The organism is Bacillus cereus, from assembly GCF_007678085.1.
Taxonomy (GTDB): Bacteria; Bacillota; Bacilli; order Bacillales; family Bacillaceae_G; genus Bacillus_A; species Bacillus_A cereus_BE.
The window spans coordinates 47446-69443 of the sequence record NZ_VEDW01000005.1 but is presented as its reverse complement, the minus strand read 5'-3'; the positions used below and the strand labels follow the sequence as shown (position 1 = coordinate 69443).

Below are 21998 nucleotides of genomic sequence, written 5' to 3'. Positions count from 1 at the left end.
CTTATTAAAACTACGGAGGATACAACATGCAAAAATTAATTTCGGTTGTAGTTCCTATGTACTTCGAGGAAGAAGTAGCACAGGAATGTTATAACCGTTTAAAGTCCGTTATGCTTCAAAATGATATTAATTACGAGTTTGTCTTTGTAAACGACGGTAGCACAGACCGTACAATGGAGATCTTATCTGAGATTGCAGCAAATGATTACCGTACAAAAATCGTCAATTTCGCACGTAACTTTGGACACCAAATAGCCGTTACAGCTGGTATTGCTGCTGCAAAAGGTGATGCTATTGTAATTATCGATGCAGACTTACAAGATCCACCTGAAGTTATTCCTGAACTTATTGCAAAATGGGAAGAAGGATATGAAGTTGTTTATGCAAAACGTAAACAACGTAAAGGTGAAACTTGGTTTAAACTTTTAACAGCTAAATATTTCTATAAATTCTTAAACTACATGTCTGATATCGATATACCAAAAGACACTGGTGATTTCCGAATCATCGATCGTAAAGTAGCTGATGTTTTCAATCAAATGACTGAACGCAATCGTTTCATTCGTGGGATGATGTCTTGGGTTGGCTTCCGCCAAACGTATGTTGAATATGAACGCGATGAGCGCTTTGCTGGTGAAACAAAATATCCATTAAAGAAAATGATTAAATTTGCATCTGATGGCATTATTGCGTTTTCAACAAAACCGTTACGTATCGTTATGACTTTAGGATTATTATCAGTTCTCATTTCAATAATTGTCTTACTATATACAATTACTGTAAAAATCATTGGCACTGGTACGCAAACAGGTTGGGCATCTATTATGGTTGCTATTACATTCTTTAGTGGTATTCAGTTGCTTGGTCTTGGAATCGTTGGCCAATATATTGCTCGTATTTATGACGAGAGCAAAAACCGTCCGATTTATATTGTGAAAGAAACAATCAATATCGAGCAAGAAGAGACTACACGAACAAAAGAAAAAGTGAATGCATAATAAAAAAGGTAACAATGAAAACTCTCATTGTTACCTTTTTATATTGTAATACCCCATAAGCCTCAAACGAAATTCTTTTAAATTTGGATATATCTCTAAATTAGATAACATCCCTTGAATGACCGGGATTCTTGGATTTTGCAATCTCATTTCTGCCTCCAAAACATCTAATGTCACAAGCAATTCCTCATCTTCTAATTGATCAGCTAATGTACGTTTAAAAATGATAATTTCTTTTAAAAAGTGTTCCTTAACCTGCTCCTTAATAAGCTCTGATTTGCAAAGAAATTCTCCAAGCTTTTCTTCATGTAACACAGGTTCTTCCGAAGATCCTACCAATCCATCTACTAAATCATCTACTCTTTTCAAAATAAAAGCAGAAACATAAGGTAAGTCAATTTCTGATGCTTGTAAAATAATTAACTCTAAATATCCACGGCATATGCCCTCTACCATAATGACTAAATCTAATAAATAAGGCATAATCTTCTCACCATAAATAAACAGTAAACTATTCCGATAAAATGCGTGAGACTCTAACTTCATCCGCATCATAAACTCTTCTACTTCTTTATTAAAAGGTATAGCATTTTCCCTCGCATGCATAATAATAAATTCTTTATGCTTTTGTATATCGTTAAACTGGCAATGCAATTGTTTTGCAAATTTTTCACGCGGTAATAATGATTCTTTTTCAATATCCATCATTTTATTTTGAATCTTGTCATAGTAATATCGAAGTGTTGCTAATAAAAGCTCCTCTTTCGATTTAAAGTATAAATAGAAAGCTCCCTTAGATATGCCGCAAGCTGTCACAATTTCCTGTACTGATGTCGCATTTACACCCTTAGTCGCAAATAACTTCATAGCCATCTCTATAATTAAACGCTCTTTTTCTTTCATATCATGTCTCTCCTAAAATTTAATCTCGCATCTTATTATGAATTTATCTCGCATTAACGGGCAGTAAGCCCCCGCCTCAAAATTCAGCGAAAACAAAGAAGTTATGTGGGGGCTCAATTGCCCGTAAAAGCCCGATTGGTTCAACTAATAATCAGTGGGAATGAAAAAATCCCCACTGATTAAAGTTTCACTTTATTATACCATCCCTTTTCATTGACGGCTGACCAATTAGTCAGTTATATTATGTATTAGACTGACCAGTTGGTCAATACAATACAAAGGGAGCGCAAACATGAACAAAATCATTAATTTCTCGTTAAAAAATAAGTTCGCAGTTTGGCTACTAACCATTATTGTTACCATTGCAGGTATTTATTCTGGGCTGAACATGAAGCTGGAAACAATTCCTGATATTACAACACCGATTGTAACAGTAACTACGGTTTATCCTGGTGCTACACCAGAAGAAGTAGCTGACAAAGTTTCAAAACCGATGGAAGAACAACTGCAAAATTTAAGTGGTGTAAATGTTGTTAGTTCATCATCTTTTCAAAACGCATCTTCTATTCAGGTAGAATATGATTTTGATAAAAATATGGAAAAGGCTGAAACAGAAATTAAAGAAGCTCTCGCAAATGTGAAACTGCCAGAAGGTGTAAAGGATCCGAAAGTTTCACGTGTAAACTTTAATGCCTTTCCTGTTATTTCATTAAGCGTAGCAAGTAAAAATGAATCTTTAGCTACCTTAACTGAAAGTGTAGAAAAAAATGTTGTTCCAGGATTAAAAGGACTTGATGGGGTCGCATCTGTTCAAATTTCAGGTCAACAAGTAGATGAAGTGCAACTTGTCTTCAAGAAAGATAAGATGAAAGAATTAGGTTTAAGTGAAGATACTGTAAAAAATGTAATTAAAGGATCGGACGTATCTTTCCCACTTGGCTTATATACATTTAAAGACACGGAAAAATCAGTTGTTGTAGATGGAAATATTACAACAATGAAAGCATTGAAAGAATTAAAAATTCCAGCTGTTCCTTCATCACCAAGCGGCCAAGGTAGTCAAAACGCCGGTGCCGGTGCACAAACACCACAAATGAATCCAGCCGCTATGAACGGGATTCCGACAGTTACATTAGACGAAATTGCTGAAATTAAGGAAGTCGGAAAAGCAGAATCTATTTCTCGAACAAATGGAAAAGAAGCAATTGGAATTCAAATTGTAAAGGCTGCTGACGCGAATACAGTTGATGTTGTAAATGCAGTGAAAGATAAAGTAAAAGACCTTGAGAAAAAATATAAAGACTTAGAGATTATTTCAACATTTGACCAAGGTGCACCGATTGAGAAATCAGTAGAAACAATGCTGAGCAAAGCCATTTTTGGTGCTATCTTTGCGATTGTTATTATTATGCTGTTCTTACGAAATATCCGAACAACATTAATCTCTGTCGTTTCCATACCACTTTCTTTATTAATTGCTGTATTAGTCATAAAACAAATGGATATTACGCTTAACATTATGACACTTGGAGCAATGACAGTCGCTATTGGACGCGTTGTTGATGACTCCATCGTTGTTATTGAAAATATTTACCGACGAATGTCGTTATCAGAAGAGAAACTGCGCGGAAAAGATTTAATTCGTGAAGCTACGAAGGAAATGTTTATCCCAATTATGTCTTCTACTATCGTAACAATTGCTGTGTTCTTACCGCTTGGACTAGTAAAAGGTATGATTGGTGAAATGTTCTTACCATTTGCCTTAACTATTGTCTTCGCTTTATTAGCATCATTACTAGTAGCAGTTACAATCGTGCCGATGTTAGCTCACTCTTTATTTAAGAAAGAGAGCATGAGGGAAAAAGAAGTACATCATGAAGAAAAACCAAGTAAATTAGCAAACATTTATAAACGCATACTTGCATGGGCTTTAAATCACAAAATTATTACATCAAGTATTGCTGTCCTTCTATTAGTTGGTAGTCTTGCACTAGTGCCAATTATCGGTGTAAGTTTCTTACCAGCTGAAGAAGAAAAAATGATCATTACAACGTACAATCCTGAACCGGGGCAAACGTTAGAAGACGTTGAAAAAATTGCAACGAAAGCTGAGAAGCACTTCCAAGATAATAAAAACGTCAAAACAATTCAGTTCTCATTAGGTGGCGAAAACCCAATGAGTCCTGGTCAATCAAATCAAGCGATGTTCTTCGTGCAATATGATAACGACACGAAAAACTTCGAAAAAGAAAAAGAGCAAGTCGTTAAAGATTTACAGAAGATGTCTGGAAAAGGCGAATGGAAAAACCAAGATTTCGGAGCAAGTGGCGGTAGTAACGAAATTAAACTATACGTTTACGGAGATAGCTCGGAAGACATTACGCCTGTCGTAAAAGATATTCAAAACATAATGAAGAAAAACAAAGACTTAAAAGATATAGACTCTAGTATTGCAAAAACATACGCAGAGTACACTTTAGTCGCAGATCAGGAAAAGCTAAGTAAAATGGGTCTAACAGCGGCTCAAATTGGAATGGGACTTTCTAATCAACATGATCGCCCTGTTCTGACAACAATTAAAAAAGACGGTAAAGACGTCAATGTATATGTAGAAGCTGAAAAACAAAATTATGAAACAATCGATGACTTAACAAATCGAAAACTTACAACACCACTTGGTAATGAAGTGGCTGTGAAAGATGTGATGACTGTAAAAGAAGGGGAAACTTCAAATACAGTGAAACACCGCGATGGCCGTGTTTATGCGGAAGTAAGTGCAAAATTAACATCTGATGACGTTTCAAAGGCATCTGCCGCTGTTCAAAAAGAAGTAGATAAAATGGATCTTCCTTCTGGCGTAGATGTTTCCATGGGCGGCGTTACAAAAGATATTGAAGAATCATTTAAGCAACTTGGCTTAGCGATGTTAGCTGCGATTGCCATTGTATACTTCGTTCTTGTCGTTACATTTGGTGGTGCCCTTGCACCATTCGCAATTTTATTCTCGCTACCATTTACAATTATCGGAGCTCTTGTTTCCTTATTAATCTCTGGTGAAACATTAAGTGTCTCTGCAATGATTGGTGCGCTTATGTTAATCGGTATCGTTGTAACGAATGCAATCGTACTTATCGACCGCGTTATTCACAAAGAGAATGAAGGTCTATCAACACGTGAAGCTTTATTAGAAGCTGGTGCAACACGCCTTCGTCCGATTTTAATGACTGCAATTGCAACGATCGGGGCTCTTATCCCGCTTGCATTAGGATTTGAAGGTAGTGGTTTAATTTCTAAAGGACTTGGTGTAACAGTAATTGGTGGATTAACAAGTTCAACTTTATTAACACTTCTTATTGTACCAATCGTTTATGAAGTATTAAGCAAATTTAAAAAGAAAAAAGCAAAATAACAAAAAATAACCTCGCAGTTAGCGAGGTTATTTTTTATTTCCAAACAAGACTAAAAAATCACCATATCCTTCTTTCTCTAATTCCTCTTTTGGAATAAATCGAAGGGCTGCAGAATTAATACAGTAACGCAGTCCATTTGGTCCTGGACCGTCTGGAAATACATGCCCAAGATGTGAATCTCCTTCCTTACTTCTCACTTCTGTACGCGTCATATTATGACTCACATCCATTTTTTCCTTCACACTAGCTGACATAACTGGCTTCGTAAAACTAGGCCATCCACACCCGCTATCAAATTTATCTAAAGAAGTAAATAACGGTTCTCCTGAAACGATATCTACATAAAGACCTTCTTCTTTATGATTCCAATACTCATTTCGAAATGGTGGTTCCGTTCCATTTTCCTGCGTTACATAAAATTGCATCTCATTTAGTTTTTCTTTTAAATGATCATTATCTTTTGGCCAATGTTGTTTAATAAACGCATCTCGCCCTGATCCTTTACGGTATAACTCGTAGCGGAATGTATTTTTCTTATGATATCCTTGGTGATATTCCTCAGCCAGATAAAACGGCATAGCTGGTAATATTTTTGTAGCAATCGGCTTTGAAAAGCGTCCGCTCATTGCAAGCTCTTCTTTTGAAGTCTCTGCCTTTTTATGTTGTTCTTCATTATGATAAAAAATCACTGTTTCGTAAGACTGTCCGCGGTCGTGGAATTGCCCACCTATATCAGTTGGATCAATTTGTCTCCAGTATATATTTAATAACTCCTCATACGGCATTTTATTTGCATCAAATGTAATTTGTACTGCCTCATAATGTCCCGTCGTTTCTGAACATACTTCTTTATACGTTGGATCCTCTTTATGACCACCTGTATAGCCAGAAACAACCTTTATAATCCCTTCCATCTCTTCAAATGGCGAAACCATACACCAGAAGCATCCTCCAGCAAATGTAGCTAGTTCTACCTTTTCATTTACAGCCATTCTTTCACCCCTATTCTATGTTCTTCTTACAGTATGGCATAAGAAACATCATGTTATAAAAGAAAAAGCACCGAACATCGATGCTTTTTCTTTACTTCACTTTATTTTGTTCCAACATCCTTCTCCATTTCATCACTTGTCACATCTAAGACATCTAATAAGAAAATGAAGATTGGAATACCGATGATTAATCCCCATACACCTAAGAAGTGTTCTGAGAAGATTAATACCATAAACGTATAGAAAATTGGTAAGTTTGTTTTTTGCGACATAAACTTCGGATTTAGCACGTAACTTTCAAGCGCATGAATCACTGTTACGATAACTAAAATATAAACAACATACATAATACCGCCGATATTGTAAGCAATCATACAAAGCGGGAATAACGAAATGATAACCCCAGCTACTGGAATTAAACCGAGTAAGAAGATCATTAACGCTAAACCTAATAATTGTGGGAATCCTAATATCCATAGTGCAATAACGGATAGAACACAGTTAACAACTGCAATTAAAAATTGTGCTTCGATTACTTTTCCGAATGAACGTGCAAATTTCTTACCGAAGTACTCAATTTCAGTATAGAAAATTGCAAGTCGGCTTTCTTTAAATTTTGCAGTAAACGCAACGATACGAGCTTTTTCCAATAAGAAAAATAAACTTAAAATTAAAGAAAGTAACACTTGAAGGCCAAATTTCCCAACATTCGTAATCGATTTATACAAAATGTCAACGCCTTGTCCTACATATTTCGAAAGTTCCATATGGTTGACAGCGTTAACTGCATACTTAATTAATTCACTATCTGGTGGGTTTCTTAAAAATACATTAAATTGATAAATCAATTGTGAAATTTGTATCGTTAATACTGGTAAATATTTAAATAGCGTAATAGCAATTCCACCAATTAACATTACATATAGAAATGCTATAATGAGCTTTCGATTAATGGGCATGAAATGATCTAATTTGCGGGAAATAAACTTTTGGAATCGATCCATTAAATACGTGAGAATAAACGTAATTAAAATTAAATTCAACATACTTTGTAGCCCGTATAACACGAGAGCAAGTATTACTAATACGAGTAACCTCTGAAATCCTTTGCTTTGAAACAGGTTTTTTATTTGCATAATCGACGAGTACTCTCTCCTGTCCTATAAAGTAAAACGTTAATAAGTAGATTTTTTCTCTCTTCTCTACCTTTAATTATTTATTCATATGAAGATTTTTATAAGCTTATTATAGTATCCCTTAGCAGATCCTATAGTAGCTTACTTCTTATTTTACAATACAATGACCTAATTCAAAACGTATTCTACACAGTATTAATGAAGATTTAAGGAAACTTACATTTTATTAAAATAGGTCTTACCACTACTGTAACATAAAAAGCAAGCTATCAGTAGAAATCTGTCCTACAAATAGCTTGCTTTTCTCATTTTTTAAGTAAGTTTTACTACCCAATGAATGGCATAAACATCGGTATGACAACTACAGTTACAACCCCAACTACTGTTACAGCAATACTTGCCATAGCTGCCTCTACTTCACCCATTTCAATTCCTACTGCCACTCCTAATGCGTGACCTGCTGTTCCAAGTGCTAAACCTTTTGCAATTGGATGTTTTACTCTAAATGTCTTTAAGAATAAGGCTCCTAATGCGTATACGATAACTGCGTTAAAAATAACTGCAAACGATGTAATTGCTGGTATACCACCAATACTTTCAGAGATTGGTAACGCAATTGCTGTTGTTGCTGCTTGTGGTAACATTGAATTCATTACCGCTGTATCTAAACCAATTGCTTTTGCAACAATGAACACGACAATTACTGAGCAAATGGATCCGACTACGATAGCCGATAAAATTTGCCACCAATATTTTTTCAACTTATCCACTTGTTTATATAATGGAATTGCAAACGCGATTGTTGCTGGTTCTAAGAAGAAACTAATCATTTTTCCGCCAGTATTATATTCTTCAAAAGTAAAGTTACCTACTTTTAGAAAGACAATCCCTAATACCATCGCTACGAATAATGGTGTGAATAAGAAGAATCCTTTTGAATGCTTAAATAATAGTGTTCCGATCCCGTATGCTATTAATGAAACGACGATTCCGAAATATGGAGTCATTGTGCTTGCCATGTTCATTCCCTCCTAACAATATATACTAAATTAGTTACGCAACTTTTCCGTGCTTGCGTCCTTTATTTACTACTTTCAATTCTTTCGTATCTTCTATTTCTTTGTCATCTTTTCCTAAAATAAATTGTGCAAATAATCCTGTTACAGCGAGTAAAATAATTGTTGCAACAACAATTACAGTTAAAATTTGTACAAAATATTGTCCCATTACACCAAGAGAATTAATAACCGAAATACCTGATGGGACGAAAAGGAATCCGATAATACCTGTTAAAGCTGTTCCGAGTGATTCAACTTGTTCCAATTTAATAACTTTTAAACATAATAAGCTAAATAGAATGACTAATCCGATCACCGATGAAGGCATCGGAATTGGTAAATGTGTTGCAATAATATTAGAAACTAACATAATAGCTGAAAATATGAATGCTTGTGATAAGAAACTATATACTTTTTTCGTACTCATTTTGGCCACCTCTTTCGATTTGGTACCTCAATTGTATAAGATACAAACAAATCTGTAAGCGTTTACACAACAGAACGTCAAATATACAAAATTAATTACAGAAATAGGCAGATGAAATACAAAAAGCTACTTCTTAAATGCGAAGTAGCTTTTTGAGTTCTTTTGCATATGTACGGCTAACAGGTACTTTCGATCCTTCTTTCATAATTAAATTATATGTAGAATTGAACCATGGTTGTATTTCTGTAATATGATTAATATTTGCAATAAAACTACGATGGACACGCATAAAACTTGCTTGCGGCAACTTCTTTTCCAAAATGACAAGTGTATCGTGTGTTACATATGTCTCTCTCGTCGTTTTTACTGTCACTTTTCCATCTACAAGTCCTACATATATAATGTCTTCAATATTCACAAGCACAATCGATTCTTCAATTGGTAATGCTAATTTATGCATCTCGGTCGTTACATCTACACTCTTTACTTCTTGTTTCGTTTCTAATTTTATTTGTTTTTGCTTCTTATATTTCTTTAATGTCTGTACGATACGTTCTTCATCGAACGGCTTTAAAATATAGTCTAACGCATCTACTTCAAATGCTTGCAGCGCATATTGATCATAGGCAGTAGCAAACACAATTGCAGGGGGATTTTTCATCTTCTTTAATATATTTGCAATTTCAAATCCGTTATCATCAGATAACTGAATGTCTAGGAAAACAATATCTGGTTTATTTTTCATTAATTCCTCTAATGCATCCTCTACACAATCCGCCTCACCAATTATCTCTACTTCTTTCGTTTGCTCTAATAAATATTTCAATTCATCACGCGCTAACATTTCATCATCAACTACCAATACTTTTAACACTCCGTTTTTCCTCCCCTACTTTTTTCGGAATTACAAAGAGGAACTTTGTCCCTTGCTCTAATTTACTTTCAATTTGAAGCATTGTCTCTTTCCCGAATAACCCGATAAGTCGTTCATTAATATTATATAAAGCTGTTCCAGTCCCTTTCTTTGATGGAACTACCATTTTCCCTAATTGTCCAAGACGTTCATCCTCAATACCTTGTCCATTATCTTGGACTTCAAAATGCACCATCCCCTCCTTTTCAAACACATGTACCTCAACTTCGCACACTGGCTGCTTTTTCGGAAAAGCATGGCGCAATGCATTTTCAACTAATAGCTGCAGTACAAATGGTGGAACTAAGGTCGTCTTTAACTCTTCCTCAACGTACATCTTCACTTCATACTTATTCGGAAACCTCGCTTGTTCTAACGATAAATATGCATGTACATGATTTAACTCTTGTTCTAATGGGATAAGCAATTGGCGTGCCCCTTGCAAATTACAACGAAAATACACGCTAAGCTGCAATAATAATTTTCTCGCTTTTTCTACATCTGTTCGGCATAAAGCCGATACAGTATTAATTGCATTAAATAAAAAATGCGGATTGATTTGTGCTTGTAATGCTTTTATTTCGGCATCTTGCAATAACTTACTTTGTAACTCTGCTTCACCTAACTCAAGTTGTGTAGAGAATATTTTTGCTAATCCTTCTGCTAATTCCTCTTCCACACGACTTAACTGGCTAGAATTTTTAAAATATAATTTTAATGTTCCAATTGTATTTCCATGTGAAGTTAGTGGAATAACGATCGCTGCCTGCAAAGGGCAGCCTTCATGTTGACAATTAATAACCTCACGCGATTTCGCTTTCATTATTTTTCCTGTGTTCAACACTTCTTTCGATAAACCTGTTATTAAACTATGTGAAGGAATATGGTGATCTGATGCTAATCCAACGTGAGCTAATATTTTCTCTGTATCTGTTAAGGATACCGCATCTGTTCCCGTAAAGCGGTGAATAATTTGTGCCACATGTTTACAAGAATCTTCTGTTAGTCCGCGGCGAAAATATGGTAATGTTTTATCAGCAATTCGTAATACTTTATGCGTTTGCAAGGCTTTCGCATTTTCTTCCTGGCGCAAAATAGCTTGTATCATAGAAAGTAAAATAAAACTCCCGAAACTATTTACAAGTATCATTGGTATCGCAATTGTTTTCACGATACTAATCCCATCCTCTACGATTAATAGGATCATAATCATCTCTAAAGAAACGATAAACACACTTAAAATCGCTGAAAATTTAGGCGTAATTGCACGATTATATTTTTTAAAAATGTATCCAATATACCCCGTTATAACACCTGCTAAAATTGATGAAATTGCACAACTTAGTGCTGTCGTCCCGCCAAGCATATAACGGTGAATACCCGCAATCGATCCCACTCCAATGCCGACGATAGGACCACCAAGCAATCCACTAATTCCAACACCCATAATACGTGTATTCGCAATTGTACTAGATGACGAAACACCTTGTAGCCAATTTTCTTTCATAATTGTATTCCCGGCAATTTCAATTCCTGTGTAATTGCTTACAATTGTAAACACTGAAAAAATACAAATAAGCTTAAGCTTATCTACATACCCATCTTGTCTATGAAGAAGGCGCCTGAACGTTTTAATATGAGAAAGTAAAAATCCTAAAATAACAATAAGTCCGACACGTTCAATCATCATAAGTACTAAATTTAGCATCTGTGATTCATTCCTTTTTATATGAGTTATTTTTATTATGGGAAAATAATGAAGTGTGCGTCAAGGAGAATGAAATATCTTTTGAAATATTTCACACATAATAACGCTCTCTTTATTTGACAATGTAATAGAAGAGTGCTAAAAATAAAGTAATATAATACAGTCCTTTAACCCAACCCCGTGAGGTTGAGAAGGAAGTCGGAATATACTATACGTATGTCCTTTTTTAGGAATACGTATGACTTTTTGGCCTTCTCATCATATCAGGTGAGAAGGCCTTTTGTTATTCTTCCATAGCGACTGTAGAAGAAAATGAGGAGGAGTAATGATGAACGTCACTACTGATGTACAATCAACAACAGAGGAGACGAAAGAGAAAAGATATAAAACATTGTTTGGCTCTGCGCTAGGATATGCAGCAGAAGGTTTAGATATGTTGCTCTTATCTTTCGTACTCGTCTACATTTTAAAAGAATTTCATTTAAGCTCTGTTGAAGGTGGAAACTTAACATTAGCTACCACAATAGGAATGCTAATTGGGTCTTATTTATTTGGATTTATTGCTGATTTATTTGGGCGTATCCGTACGATGGCCTTCACAATCTTACTATTCTCACTAGCAACAGCACTTATTTATTTCGCAACAGATTATTGGCAATTATTAATTCTTCGCTTTTTAGTTGGAATGGGAGTTGGTGGTGAATTCGGGATTGGGATGGCCATCGTAACTGAAACATGGTCTAAAGAAATGCGCGCTAAGGCGACATCCGTTGTTGCACTGGGATGGCAATTTGGCGTACTAGTCGCTTCACTCCTTCCAGCATTTATCGTCCCGCATTTTGGATGGAGAGCTGTTTTCTTATTTGGACTCATTCCCGCTCTACTAGCTGTCTATGTACGCAAAAGTTTAAGTGAACCGAAAATATGGGAACAAAAACAACGATACAAAAAAGAGTTGTTACAAAAAGAAGCTGAAGGTAATTTAACAACTACTGAGGCAGAACAACTAAAGCAAATGAAAAAGTTCCCACTTCGAAAATTATTCGCCAATAAAAAAGTAACGATAACAACCATTGGTCTTATTATTATGTCATTTATCCAGAACTTCGGATATTATGGAATTTTCACGTGGATGCCAACTATTTTAGCGAATAAATATAACTACACATTAGCAAAAGCGAGCGGTTGGATGTTCATCTCTACGATCGGCATGCTAATTGGAATTGCAACGTTTGGCATTCTAGCCGATAAAATTGGTCGCCGTAAAACTTTTACAATCTATTATGTCGGTGGTACTATATACTGTCTCATTTACTTCTTCTTATTCACAGACTCCACATCATTATTATGGGGAAGTGCATTGCTTGGATTCTTTGCAAATGGCATGATGGGAGGATTCGGAGCAGTTTTAGCTGAAAACTATCCTGCTGAAGCTCGATCGACAGCAGAGAACTTTATTTTCGGTACAGGACGTGGGTTAGCTGGATTTGGACCTGTTATTATCGGCTTACTTGCTGCAGGTGGTAACTTAATGGGAGCATTATCTCTCATCTTCATTATCTATCCAATCGGTTTAATTACAATGCTATTATGTGTCCCAGAAACGAAAGATAAAGTATTAGAATAGATTGAAACTGTACAGAGTATTATCCCCTTCGAGAAAAGTAGTTAAATAAATAGTAAAGAGGAAGCATCTCAAATGAAATGCTTCCTCTTTTTATATAAATACAATTCTTTATTTTGATTTACTAGCTTTTTGGAACAAGAAGGAAGTTTTCTCTTCTTCTTTTACAATACCTTGTTTTAACGCTAATTCTCCTGCAACTTTAGGCGCTAGCCATAGCATTGGGAATAGCAGAATAGATACTGGGACAGCTGTTACTACGATGAATGATTGTAAGGCGTTAATACTTCCCTCACCCATGTATAAAAGAATCGCTGCAACTGCGCCCATAATAAGCGACCAAAACACTCGCAAACTAATTCTAGGATCTCCATCTCCAGTCACTGCCATTGAAATCGAATACGCCATTGAATCTCCTGTTGTGACTACAAATAAAATTGTTAATAAAAGAAATGCCGGTCCAATAATATTAGATAGTGGCAGTTGCTCTGTAATTGCAATCATAGCCGCTGGCATACCAGATTCACTTAATGCGGTCGAGATAGAACCAGGATTCATTAACTCATAAAACACACCTGATCCCCCTAGTATAGTAAACCAAAACGTTGTAATAATAGGTGCAATAATTCCAATTGCAACGATGATTTCTCGGATTGTTCTTCCTCTTGAAATACGGCTCACTAAAATTGCCATCATCGGTCCGTATCCAATAAACCATCCCCAGAAAAAGATTGTCCATGATCCTAACCAAGTTGTATCACCACGATATGTGCTCATTGGAATAAATTCATTTATATAAAATCCAAATGAAGAAACAAATGAATCAATAATAAATCCACCTGGTCCAAACAGTAATACGAATGCCATTAATAAAACTGCCAGTCTAACATTTAAATTACTTATAATTTGAATCCCTTTATCAATTCCCGTTACCGCAGATATAGTAGAAACAGCTACTACACAAACAATAATGGCTAATTGAGTAGTAAACACATCAGGAATGTCAAACAATGCTTGTAATCCATAACTTGCTTGTAGTCCTAAAAATCCGATTGGACCAATCGTCCCTGCAGCTACTGCAATAATGGCAAATACGTCGATTATTGTTCCAAGCCAACTCTTTCGCAATTTCTCCCCAAAAATAGGATATAAAAGCGTTCGAGGTTTTAACGGCATACCTTTATGATAGTGTCCGTACATCATAACTACCGCACTAATTGTACCTAAAATCGTCCAAGCAAGGAAACCCCAGTGCATATAGCTTTGTGCTAAAGCAGGCATGACTGCTTCTTGCGTCCCAGCAGATATACCTTCATGTATTGGTGGCACCGTCATCAAATGGTACATTGGCTCTGCCGCTGCCCAAAAAACGCCACCTCCGGCAAGTAATGTAGACATAATAATAGCGAGCCATTTTGTCGTACTAATCTCAGGTTTTTCTAGCCCCCCAAGTTTAACTCTCCCATATTTCGAAAACGCCATACACATTGCAACAACAAATGTACCAATTAATAAAACCTGCCAAAAGGCACCAAAATATTTAATTGAAGCTGCAAAACTGCTATTAATGACTCCCTCTACGTAACTTTTATTTAAAATAACTGCAATTACAAATAATAAAAGTGAGCCACCACTAATAAGAAATACAGGCCAATCCGTTTTTCGACTCTTCATTCTCATTTACACTTCCTCCTTCCTCAGCAATCTAAAAAAACAACTTTATTATGTTTTCTTGTTTAAACCCAAAACACAATGATTATATAAGCATAATAATTCATAAATTTTCTACACACTTATGTTGTCCCTAAAAATATGCTAAATCCTTTATTTAAAAGAAAATTTCTATTCCTATTACATAAAAAAGCAAAACAAAAGACCTTATATTTCTATAAGGTCTTCGAAACAGAAATTTGATTATAACATAAGGAACTCCTTCGTTCAAAAAGCTCCTTCCAAAAATAACCGAGAGTAAAGGCTTCCATTTGCTACGTAACAGTAATTAAAAAAAATTATATTTGCCATAAAAAAACTATACTAAATATCATTTATGAAAGAAATTCGGCTTCAAAATTTCATTCGGATACGGTTTATGATAAATATGAGTGGTAGCTGGCGACAACGGTGGAATGAGCCACACCCAATTGCCCGTTACAACACGACCACATGCGGCTTCTTGCTTCTCAAATTGTTGAAATTGTTGTGCAGCTGTATGGTGATCCACAATACTAACTCCTTGTTTTTTAAAGGAATGTAATACAGCAATATTCAACTCAATTAGTGCCTTGTCTTTCCATAACGTACCGTTTCTCGATGTATCTAACTCCATCATCTCCGCAACAGCTGGCAGTAAATTATAACGATCATGATCCGCTAAGTTACGCGCCCCAATCTCTGTCCCCATATACCATCCATTGAACGGAGCGGCTGTATAGGAAATACCGCCAATTTCTAAGCGCATATCTGAAATCATTGGAACCCCATACCATTTTGCTCCTAAAGATGAGATTGGGTACTCTGGATGTTCAATCGGTACCTCTTTCACTTCTTTTTTAGGGATTTCTTTATATACAGTTTTTTTTCCATCGACAGAAAAAACAAGTGGCAATACATCGAAATTGGTACCTTCTCCTTGCCACCCAAGTTCCTGACAAAAATCCGTAAATGCAGCGGAATGAGAGTCACCAATCACTCCCATTTCTGTTTTATAGCCTGCATATCGAATCAATTGGTGATTATAAATTCGTATATTATTTTCTTCACCTTGATATTGCTTAAAAATTGTAATTGTTGGTTTCACTTTTCCATCGTTCGTTGCATATTTAATATGATGAATTAATGCATTGTATACACCTTCCTCATCATTTACTTCACGTGCATCTAATATATGCATCTTACTCCAAAATAGTCTTCCGATACATCGATTACTATTACGCCATGCCATGCGCGATCCATGAACAAGTTCTTCAAATGTATGCTCATACGTCCCCGTCTTCTCTATCTCAACTTGAATTTCTTTCACACGCTCTTCTATGAATTGCTCTTTATCAAGCTCTCTATAGCAAATCGTAATAAACTGACTCGCTTCCTCTATTAATTGTTTCGTTTTACTCATAAACGATCTCCTTCTATTTCAACAAAACGTTCTACTTTACAGTATAAGCAAAAAGAATACGAGTCACAAATGAAAGTCGAAGTGTTACTTTTATTGTAATATTTTTCAGAAAATTAAAGACATTACTATTGACTTACATAAAAAATAGGTGTATTTTTGACTCAGGTAAATTGTTTTTACCTAGACCAACTTTTAAAAAAGAAAGGAGGTAATGTTATGTCTTCATTTCAATTGCCAAAGCTTTCATATGACTACGATGAACTAGAGCCATATATCGACAGCAACACGCTTTCCATTCATCACGGAAAACATCATGCGACATACGTAAATAACTTGAATGCCGTTTTAGAAAACTATACGGAATTACATAATAAATCTTTAGAAGAGTTACTATGTAATTTAGACGTTTTACCAAAGGAAATTGTTACAACTGTAAGAAATAACGGTGGTGGTCACTATTGTCATAGTCTTTTTTGGGAAGTAATGAGCCCGCGAGGTGGCGGTGAGCCTAATGGAGACGTTGCAAAAGTAATTGATTATTATTTCAATACCTTTGACAACTTAAAAGATCAACTTTCCAAAGCAGCTATTAGTCGTTTTGGAAGTGGCTATGGATGGCTTGTTATGGACGGTGAGGAACTTTCCGTTATGAGTACACCCAATCAAGATACACCTTTGCAAGAAGGTAAAATTCCATTACTCGTTATCGATGTATGGGAACACGCCTATTATTTAAAGTATCAAAATCGGCGTCCAGAATTTGTTACCAATTGGTGGCATACAGTGAATTGGGACCGGGTAAACGAAAAGTATTTACAAGCAATTCAATCACAAAAACATTAGTCGTGCGTATAAGGTAAATTTGGTAATGTAAAATTAGTATTGTCGAAATCCTCCAGAATCCCCCGGATTGCCACCGGGGGATTTATGATTATTTCATTGTATGTATGTAATAACGTAATACTTGCTCTATGTCTATTTTCAACTCTCGAAACGGGAATCCTAATTCACCAGCCTTTCCATTGTGTAATGTACAATTAATCACTTCATTGTAAGGTGCTACATTATCTCCTACTTCTTGAACGAGTGCTTTTATTCCCGTATTTTCTTCTATGAAATGAATGATTTCTCTAGTAGAAACTACTCCATTACTACAAGCATTGATTGGCCCTTCTATACTTTCCACCCCGCACCAAGCTAAAAATTGGCCTGCTTCTTCTTCATGTATAAATGACAACTCTCCATCTAAATGATTCACCGCGACAGGCTCTTGCTTCACAATATGTTCAACGTAAAATTGTAACCTTTCCGTATAATCGTTTTCTCCAATAACAACCGGAAAACGCACTGCAACAACTGGGAATGTTGCTTGTTGAAATAAAACCGCTTCGGCTAATCTCTTTCCTTCACTATAAGCAAAATCCTTCCTACCACCATACGTAATGGCATATTCGTATGGATTAAAGTTCTCTTCTAACAAGCCTATTGCTGGCTCGTAAACAGCCATTGAAGATGTCAAAACGTATTTCTTCGTTTTTCCTCGTAACAATTCACATATTACCTTCGCTGCATTCGAGCTATAGCATAAATTATCGTATACGATATCATAACTTTTATCTTCTAGACGCTCTGCTAGTTGTTTTTCATCTTCTCTATCGACAATCAGCCTTTTTACTGCACTTCCAAAAGGATCTTCTGTAATCCCTCTCGTCGCAATCGTTACATCGTGTCCCTCTTGCAAAAGTGCTTCTACTAAATGTTTACCAAAAAATCTTGTTCCCCCTAGTACTAATACTTTTTCCAACTTTATCATCCCCATTTTGATAAATTGTAAAATACTACCTCTCTATTATAAATGCTAATATATAAAAAGCATGGAATTCGTTTAACGATTCCATGCTTTTCTACAGAAAGTATATTAACGTACTCGATATTTATAAATACAATAACTGAAGTATAAAATAGAAATTACGGATACATAAACCCATAGATCATATACGAATCCCTCTCCCCATACTCCCATAAAATAAAAGAGTGAAGGCAACGTCAACGTTACCCATGATTGTACGAAGGCAATTCTTCCAAGATATTGATTGATATTCTTCTTTTGTGTATTCAATACAAAGAATAAATACCAAAGTAATGCCCACATAAACCACGTTAACGCATTAACAACATCGTGGAATTGAACAAATGAAACAACCATATAGAATAAAGCAATAACTGCTACCCACATACAAAACCAGCCTAGACCGCTACTATCCATTCCTTTTATAAAGGTAACACCTACATATAAATAGGTTAATCCAAATAAGAAAGTAGCTGCATATGAATACACTGTCCAATTACTTTGGTCAGAAATCATAATCAAATAGAACGGAATAATAATTTGTAGTGCACCCACAAATAAATTAAAAACACCCGCACTTTTCATCTCTGCTTTTCCTAATATAACAAGACTATTTAAAAATAAAGCTGCACCCGAAAGTAATAATCCTACGTAACCCATATATCATCATGTGAAAACCTTACATTTTCACACTGTACCCTCCCCGTCTTATAAAAATTATATTATTCCTTATTCTCCTTCTTACTTACAACTACATACAAAGTTTTTTGAAAATAAGTCAGACTTCCTACCTTAAAAAACAATAAAAAAAGCTTTTCATACATGTCATACAGTAATGATGTCAATCGAAATGTACCACATAATAAAAACGCTTTCAATAATACGTAATTCAATCAAAAAGCTAATAAGATTATTTGATTATAAACGTACTTTAACAATGATACAAGTATTGGAATACTTTTCAATTGAACCGGTTGTTATTCAAATGCTACGGTCAGTAATATTTTATTACATTCTCTTTCCTACATTGAATATATTACTGACCTCAAGCAACATAATAAAGAATACAATTTATTATATACATAAAATATCCTACAAAATAATAAGAGAATGCTTTACTAACTACCTTAAATCATTTGGTAGCCATTTTTATTATTTACCTGCCATCTCCAAGAATCTACACACATCTCTTCTAACCCATATTCCGCTTCCCATCCTAATTCTCGTTTTGCTTTAGATACATCAGCAAAACACATTGCTACATCACCAGGACGACGCCCTATCACTTTATAAGGTATTTTTTTACCTGAAACCTTCTCAAAAGCCTTTACCATCTCCAACACGCTATAACCTTTACCTGTGCCAAGATTATATGCCTCAATTCCTTTCGTCTCAAGTACTTTCTCAAGTGCCTTTACATGTCCTTTTGCAAGGTCAACAACGTGAATATAATCACGGACACCTGTCCCGTCTTTTGTTGGATAATCGTTTCCGAATATATTTAGTTCCTTTAACTTACCTACCGCCACCTGCGTTACATATGGCATTAAATTATTCGGAATCCCATTTGGATCTTCTCCAATACGGCCACTTTTATGTGCTCCAAATGGATTGAAATAACGAAGTAATGCAATACTCCATTCATCATCAGCTTTTGCTACATCACGCATAATTTGCTCAATCATTAATTTTGTTTGCCCATACGGATTTGTCACACTTAGCGGAAATTCTTCTGTAATTGGTGATGTTTTTGGAATTCCATATACAGTTGCAGATGAACTAAAAATAAATTTTTTAACATTATGTTTCTGCATCACATCACATAGTATGATTGTACTTATTATATTATTATAATAATATGTAAGAGGAATTGCAGTTGATTCTCCTACGGCTTTAAATCCAGCAAAATGTATAACCGCTTCAATGTTATTTCCCAAAAAAATCTCATTCATTTTTTCACGATTTAAAACACTTTCTTTATAAAATTCAAATTGTTTTCCTGTTATTTCTTTTACTCGGTTTAAAGATTCGATTGAACTATTTGAAAGATTATCTACGACTATAATTTTATAATTATTATTTAATAATTCTATACACGTATGACTGCCAATATATCCTGCTCCACCCGTTATAAGTATCGCCATATATAGAGTCCCCCACTTATTATTAATTATAAAATTTTATAACCTTAATACACATCTATCCTACCATAAAAAGACTGATAATTCTTAAAATTTTATTTTGAATTATTATTTATATAAAAAAGAGCCACATAACCTTTACGTTATGCAACTCTTCAACATACATATGCGCCTATATTTTTATCTATTAACCAAGAAAAGTAAAAATCAATCGGAAATTTCATATTGTTAAATTACATAGCAATATACACTTAAAAAGTGGGCAAGGCTTCCCAACAACACGAACACGTGAAAAATTTCATGATGCCCCATATGTTTAAACTCTAACCATTTTGGCTTTGTTCCATAAATAAATCCACCAATTGTATAAAGAATGCCTCCAAGCACTAGAAGCACGATACCTCCTGCACTTAAGTTAGCAGCTAACGGTGCAAAGAACAGAACAATTAACCAGCCCATTGTAATATAAATTGCTGTTGATAACCATCTCGGGCAACTAAACCAAAACATTTTAAAAACAATACCACAAATGGCCGTTGCATACACTAAACAAAATAATAATAAACCGTTTGCGGAATGTAATGTAATTAAACAAAATGGTGCATATGTACCTGCAATCAATATAAAAATCATAGAGTGATCAAGCTTTCGAAAGAAATAAATAACTCGTTCACTGGCTACCACACTATGATATACAGCTGATGCTGTATACAGAACCATCATTCCGATGCCAAACAAAATAACAGCTGTAATTGCCGCAAAAGATGGCATCTTAATAGAAACTTTTACAAGCATAGCTAATAATGCAATAAATGATAATACAGCTCCTCCCAAGTGGGTAAAAGCATTAACCGGTTCCCTTATATAAGCATTCATATAAACACCCCTCATATAATTACATGTAGTTTTGATAACTACATGTAATTATATACGCATTATTATTAGAGGTCAACATTTACAATTCATTTGTTTCGTAATACCATATTTAGAGATAAATTTAACTTTATGCTCCACTAAGTTATAAAAGTGAGGGGTTCTACGTGGAAAATATAAATAAATTGCTTGAAACATTACATTTAGAAAAAAATATTACGCTTGAGGATATTCCAAATGTCGACTTGTATGTAGACCAGGTTGTCCAACTATTTGAAAATACTTATGCGGATACAACAAGAACCGATGATGAAAAAGTATTAACAAAAACAATGATTAACAATTATGCAAAAGGTAAACTGTTTATTCCAATCAAAAATAAAAAATATTCAAAAGAGCATATGATTTTAATTAGCCTAATTTATCAATTAAAAGGGGCCCTTTCCATTAATGACATAAAAAGCTCCTTAGAAAATATAAATGAATCCTTATTAGGCGATGGTTCCTTCGAATTAAATACGCTATACAAAGATTATCTTACCCTTACCGAAAACAACGTCGAAAACTTTACACAAGACGTAAATAACCGTGTTTCAGAAGTAAGTGAGATTTCTTCCTTAGAAGATCCGAACCTAGAGAAATTTTTATTACTAACATCATTTGTGTCGATGAGTAATATGTATAGACGCTTAGCTGAGAAGTTAATTGATGATTTAAAAGAGTCCTAATAACTATCCGAATGATTGTAGTATTTTAGAAATTATATTTTCTAAGTATCCTCTCCTGTTTATTTTTCTATTGGGATTTTACTCTTTCAAAATAAAAAAGTACATTTTGCATACTCGCAAAATGTA

Annotated in this window: 18 protein-coding genes; 5 read left to right on the top strand and 13 right to left on the bottom strand. The window is 34.9% G+C overall.

All coding sequences use genetic code 11. The features are described from left to right. The first annotated feature begins 26 nt into the window (after nucleotides 1–26). Entirely contained in the window at nucleotides 27–998 is a 972-nt protein-coding gene (locus FS742_RS20750) for a glycosyltransferase family 2 protein (protein ID WP_144614785.1), read from the top strand. Nucleotides 999–1028: 30 nt separating this feature from the next. On the opposite strand, the gene FS742_RS20745 is transcribed toward FS742_RS20750, so the two are convergent. Beyond that, entirely contained in the window at nucleotides 1029–1901 is an 873-nt protein-coding gene (locus FS742_RS20745) for a TetR/AcrR family transcriptional regulator (RefSeq protein WP_144614783.1), read from the bottom strand. A 292-nt stretch (nucleotides 1902–2193) separates the two neighbouring features. On the opposite strand from FS742_RS20745, the gene FS742_RS20740 reads away from it, so the two are divergent. Next, entirely contained in the window at nucleotides 2194–5310 is a 3117-nt protein-coding gene (locus FS742_RS20740) for an efflux RND transporter permease subunit (RefSeq protein WP_144614781.1), read from the top strand. Between the two features lie 27 nt (nucleotides 5311–5337). Here FS742_RS20740 and msrB read toward each other — a convergent pair whose 3' ends face one another. The 6 genes from msrB to lytS all read right to left on the bottom strand — a co-directional run bounded on the left by msrB (nucleotide 5338) and on the right by lytS (nucleotide 11545). Continuing rightward, nucleotides 5338–6303 (bottom strand): peptide-methionine (R)-S-oxide reductase MsrB, encoded by a 966-nt coding sequence (gene msrB, locus FS742_RS20735; RefSeq protein WP_144614779.1) that lies wholly within the window; start codon nucleotides 6301–6303, stop codon nucleotides 5338–5340. 101 nt (nucleotides 6304–6404) lie between these two features. Further along, nucleotides 6405–7439: an AI-2E family transporter gene (locus tag FS742_RS20730; protein WP_001166017.1), complete on the bottom strand. Its 1035-nt coding sequence runs from the start codon at nucleotides 7437–7439 to the stop codon at nucleotides 6405–6407. Nucleotides 7440–7765: 326 nt separating this feature from the next. Beyond that, a complete protein-coding gene (gene lrgB, locus FS742_RS20725; RefSeq protein WP_000168869.1) occupies nucleotides 7766–8458 on the bottom strand; it encodes an antiholin-like protein LrgB in 693 nt (230 codons plus the stop codon). Nucleotides 8459–8492: 34 nt separating this feature from the next. Further along, nucleotides 8493–8924: an antiholin-like murein hydrolase modulator LrgA gene (gene lrgA / locus FS742_RS20720; RefSeq protein ID WP_000104908.1), complete on the bottom strand. Its 432-nt coding sequence runs from the start codon at nucleotides 8922–8924 to the stop codon at nucleotides 8493–8495. 133 nt (nucleotides 8925–9057) lie between these two features. Continuing rightward, nucleotides 9058–9798, bottom strand: a complete 741-nt coding sequence (locus FS742_RS20715; RefSeq protein ID WP_000921825.1) for a LytR/AlgR family response regulator transcription factor — start codon at nucleotides 9796–9798, stop codon at nucleotides 9058–9060. Continuing rightward, nucleotides 9776–11545, bottom strand: coding sequence for a two-component system sensor histidine kinase LytS (gene lytS, locus FS742_RS20710; protein WP_144614777.1), 1770 nt, complete (start codon nucleotides 11543–11545; stop codon nucleotides 9776–9778). The genes FS742_RS20715 and lytS overlap by 23 nt, the downstream gene beginning before the upstream one ends. 328 nt (nucleotides 11546–11873) lie before the next feature. On the opposite strand from lytS, the gene FS742_RS20705 reads away from it, so the two are divergent. After that, a complete protein-coding gene (locus tag FS742_RS20705; RefSeq protein WP_144614775.1) occupies nucleotides 11874–13172 on the top strand; it encodes an MFS transporter in 1299 nt (432 codons plus the stop codon). Nucleotides 13173–13280: 108 nt separating this feature from the next. On the opposite strand, the gene FS742_RS20700 is transcribed toward FS742_RS20705, so the two are convergent. Then, nucleotides 13281–14849: a BCCT family transporter gene (locus FS742_RS20700; RefSeq protein ID WP_144614774.1), complete on the bottom strand. Its 1569-nt coding sequence runs from the start codon at nucleotides 14847–14849 to the stop codon at nucleotides 13281–13283. 361 nt (nucleotides 14850–15210) lie between these two features. Beyond that, a complete protein-coding gene (locus tag FS742_RS20695) occupies nucleotides 15211–16281 on the bottom strand; it encodes a nitric oxide synthase oxygenase (protein ID WP_144614772.1) in 1071 nt (356 codons plus the stop codon). A gap of 216 nt (nucleotides 16282–16497) precedes the next feature. Here FS742_RS20695 and sodA point away from each other — a divergent pair, with 216 nt between their 5' ends. After that, nucleotides 16498–17124, top strand: coding sequence for a superoxide dismutase [Mn] (gene sodA / locus FS742_RS20690; protein WP_144614770.1), 627 nt, complete (start codon nucleotides 16498–16500; stop codon nucleotides 17122–17124). 88 nt (nucleotides 17125–17212) lie between these two features. Here sodA and FS742_RS20685 read toward each other — a convergent pair whose 3' ends face one another. The 4 genes from FS742_RS20685 to trhA form a co-directional block, all read right to left on the bottom strand. Then, complete coding sequence (locus FS742_RS20685; RefSeq protein WP_144614768.1) at nucleotides 17213–18100, bottom strand: NAD-dependent epimerase/dehydratase family protein; 888 nt, start codon at nucleotides 18098–18100, stop codon at nucleotides 17213–17215. Between the two features lie 99 nt (nucleotides 18101–18199). Continuing rightward, on the bottom strand, nucleotides 18200–18790 hold the full coding sequence (locus FS742_RS20680; RefSeq protein ID WP_144614767.1) for an AmiS/UreI family transporter: 591 nt from the start codon (nucleotides 18788–18790) through the stop codon (nucleotides 18200–18202). A gap of 467 nt (nucleotides 18791–19257) precedes the next feature. Beyond that, nucleotides 19258–20274, bottom strand: a complete 1017-nt coding sequence (galE, locus tag FS742_RS20675; protein WP_144614765.1) for a UDP-glucose 4-epimerase GalE — start codon at nucleotides 20272–20274, stop codon at nucleotides 19258–19260. 225 nt (nucleotides 20275–20499) lie between these two features. Then, nucleotides 20500–21147: a PAQR family membrane homeostasis protein TrhA gene (gene trhA / locus FS742_RS20670; RefSeq protein WP_088022545.1), complete on the bottom strand. Its 648-nt coding sequence runs from the start codon at nucleotides 21145–21147 to the stop codon at nucleotides 20500–20502. 164 nt (nucleotides 21148–21311) lie between these two features. Between trhA and FS742_RS20665 the strand changes: the two genes are divergently transcribed. Further along, complete coding sequence (locus FS742_RS20665) at nucleotides 21312–21872, top strand: DUF1836 domain-containing protein (RefSeq protein ID WP_144614763.1); 561 nt, start codon at nucleotides 21312–21314, stop codon at nucleotides 21870–21872. Nucleotides 21873–21998 lie beyond the last annotated feature (126 nt).

Excerpts from the sequence above, each read along its gene's own strand:
- FS742_RS20750 (WP_144614785.1), top strand. The coding sequence starts at position 27 with ATGCAAAAATTAATTTCGGTTGTAGTTCCTATGTACTTCGAGGAAGAA.
- FS742_RS20745 (WP_144614783.1), bottom strand. The coding sequence starts at position 1,901 with ATGAAAGAAAAAGAGCGTTTAATTATAGAGATGGCTATGAAGTTATTT.
- FS742_RS20740 (WP_144614781.1), top strand. The coding sequence starts at position 2,194 with ATGAACAAAATCATTAATTTCTCGTTAAAAAATAAGTTCGCAGTTTGG.
- msrB (WP_144614779.1), bottom strand. The coding sequence starts at position 6,303 with ATGGCTGTAAATGAAAAGGTAGAACTAGCTACATTTGCTGGAGGATGC.
- FS742_RS20730 (WP_001166017.1), bottom strand. The coding sequence starts at position 7,439 with ATGCAAATAAAAAACCTGTTTCAAAGCAAAGGATTTCAGAGGTTACTC.
- lrgB (WP_000168869.1), bottom strand. The coding sequence starts at position 8,458 with ATGGCAAGCACAATGACTCCATATTTCGGAATCGTCGTTTCATTAATA.
- lrgA (WP_000104908.1), bottom strand. The coding sequence starts at position 8,924 with ATGAGTACGAAAAAAGTATATAGTTTCTTATCACAAGCATTCATATTT.
- lytS (WP_144614777.1), bottom strand. The coding sequence starts at position 11,545 with ATGCTAAATTTAGTACTTATGATGATTGAACGTGTCGGACTTATTGTT.
- FS742_RS20705 (WP_144614775.1), top strand. The coding sequence starts at position 11,874 with ATGAACGTCACTACTGATGTACAATCAACAACAGAGGAGACGAAAGAG.
- FS742_RS20700 (WP_144614774.1), bottom strand. The coding sequence starts at position 14,849 with ATGAGAATGAAGAGTCGAAAAACGGATTGGCCTGTATTTCTTATTAGT.
- FS742_RS20695 (WP_144614772.1), bottom strand. The coding sequence starts at position 16,281 with ATGAGTAAAACGAAACAATTAATAGAGGAAGCGAGTCAGTTTATTACG.
- sodA (WP_144614770.1), top strand. The coding sequence starts at position 16,498 with ATGTCTTCATTTCAATTGCCAAAGCTTTCATATGACTACGATGAACTA.
- FS742_RS20685 (WP_144614768.1), bottom strand. The coding sequence starts at position 18,100 with ATGGGGATGATAAAGTTGGAAAAAGTATTAGTACTAGGGGGAACAAGA.
- FS742_RS20680 (WP_144614767.1), bottom strand. The coding sequence starts at position 18,790 with ATGGGTTACGTAGGATTATTACTTTCGGGTGCAGCTTTATTTTTAAAT.
- galE (WP_144614765.1), bottom strand. The coding sequence starts at position 20,274 with ATGGCGATACTTATAACGGGTGGAGCAGGATATATTGGCAGTCATACG.
- trhA (WP_088022545.1), bottom strand. The coding sequence starts at position 21,147 with ATGAATGCTTATATAAGGGAACCGGTTAATGCTTTTACCCACTTGGGA.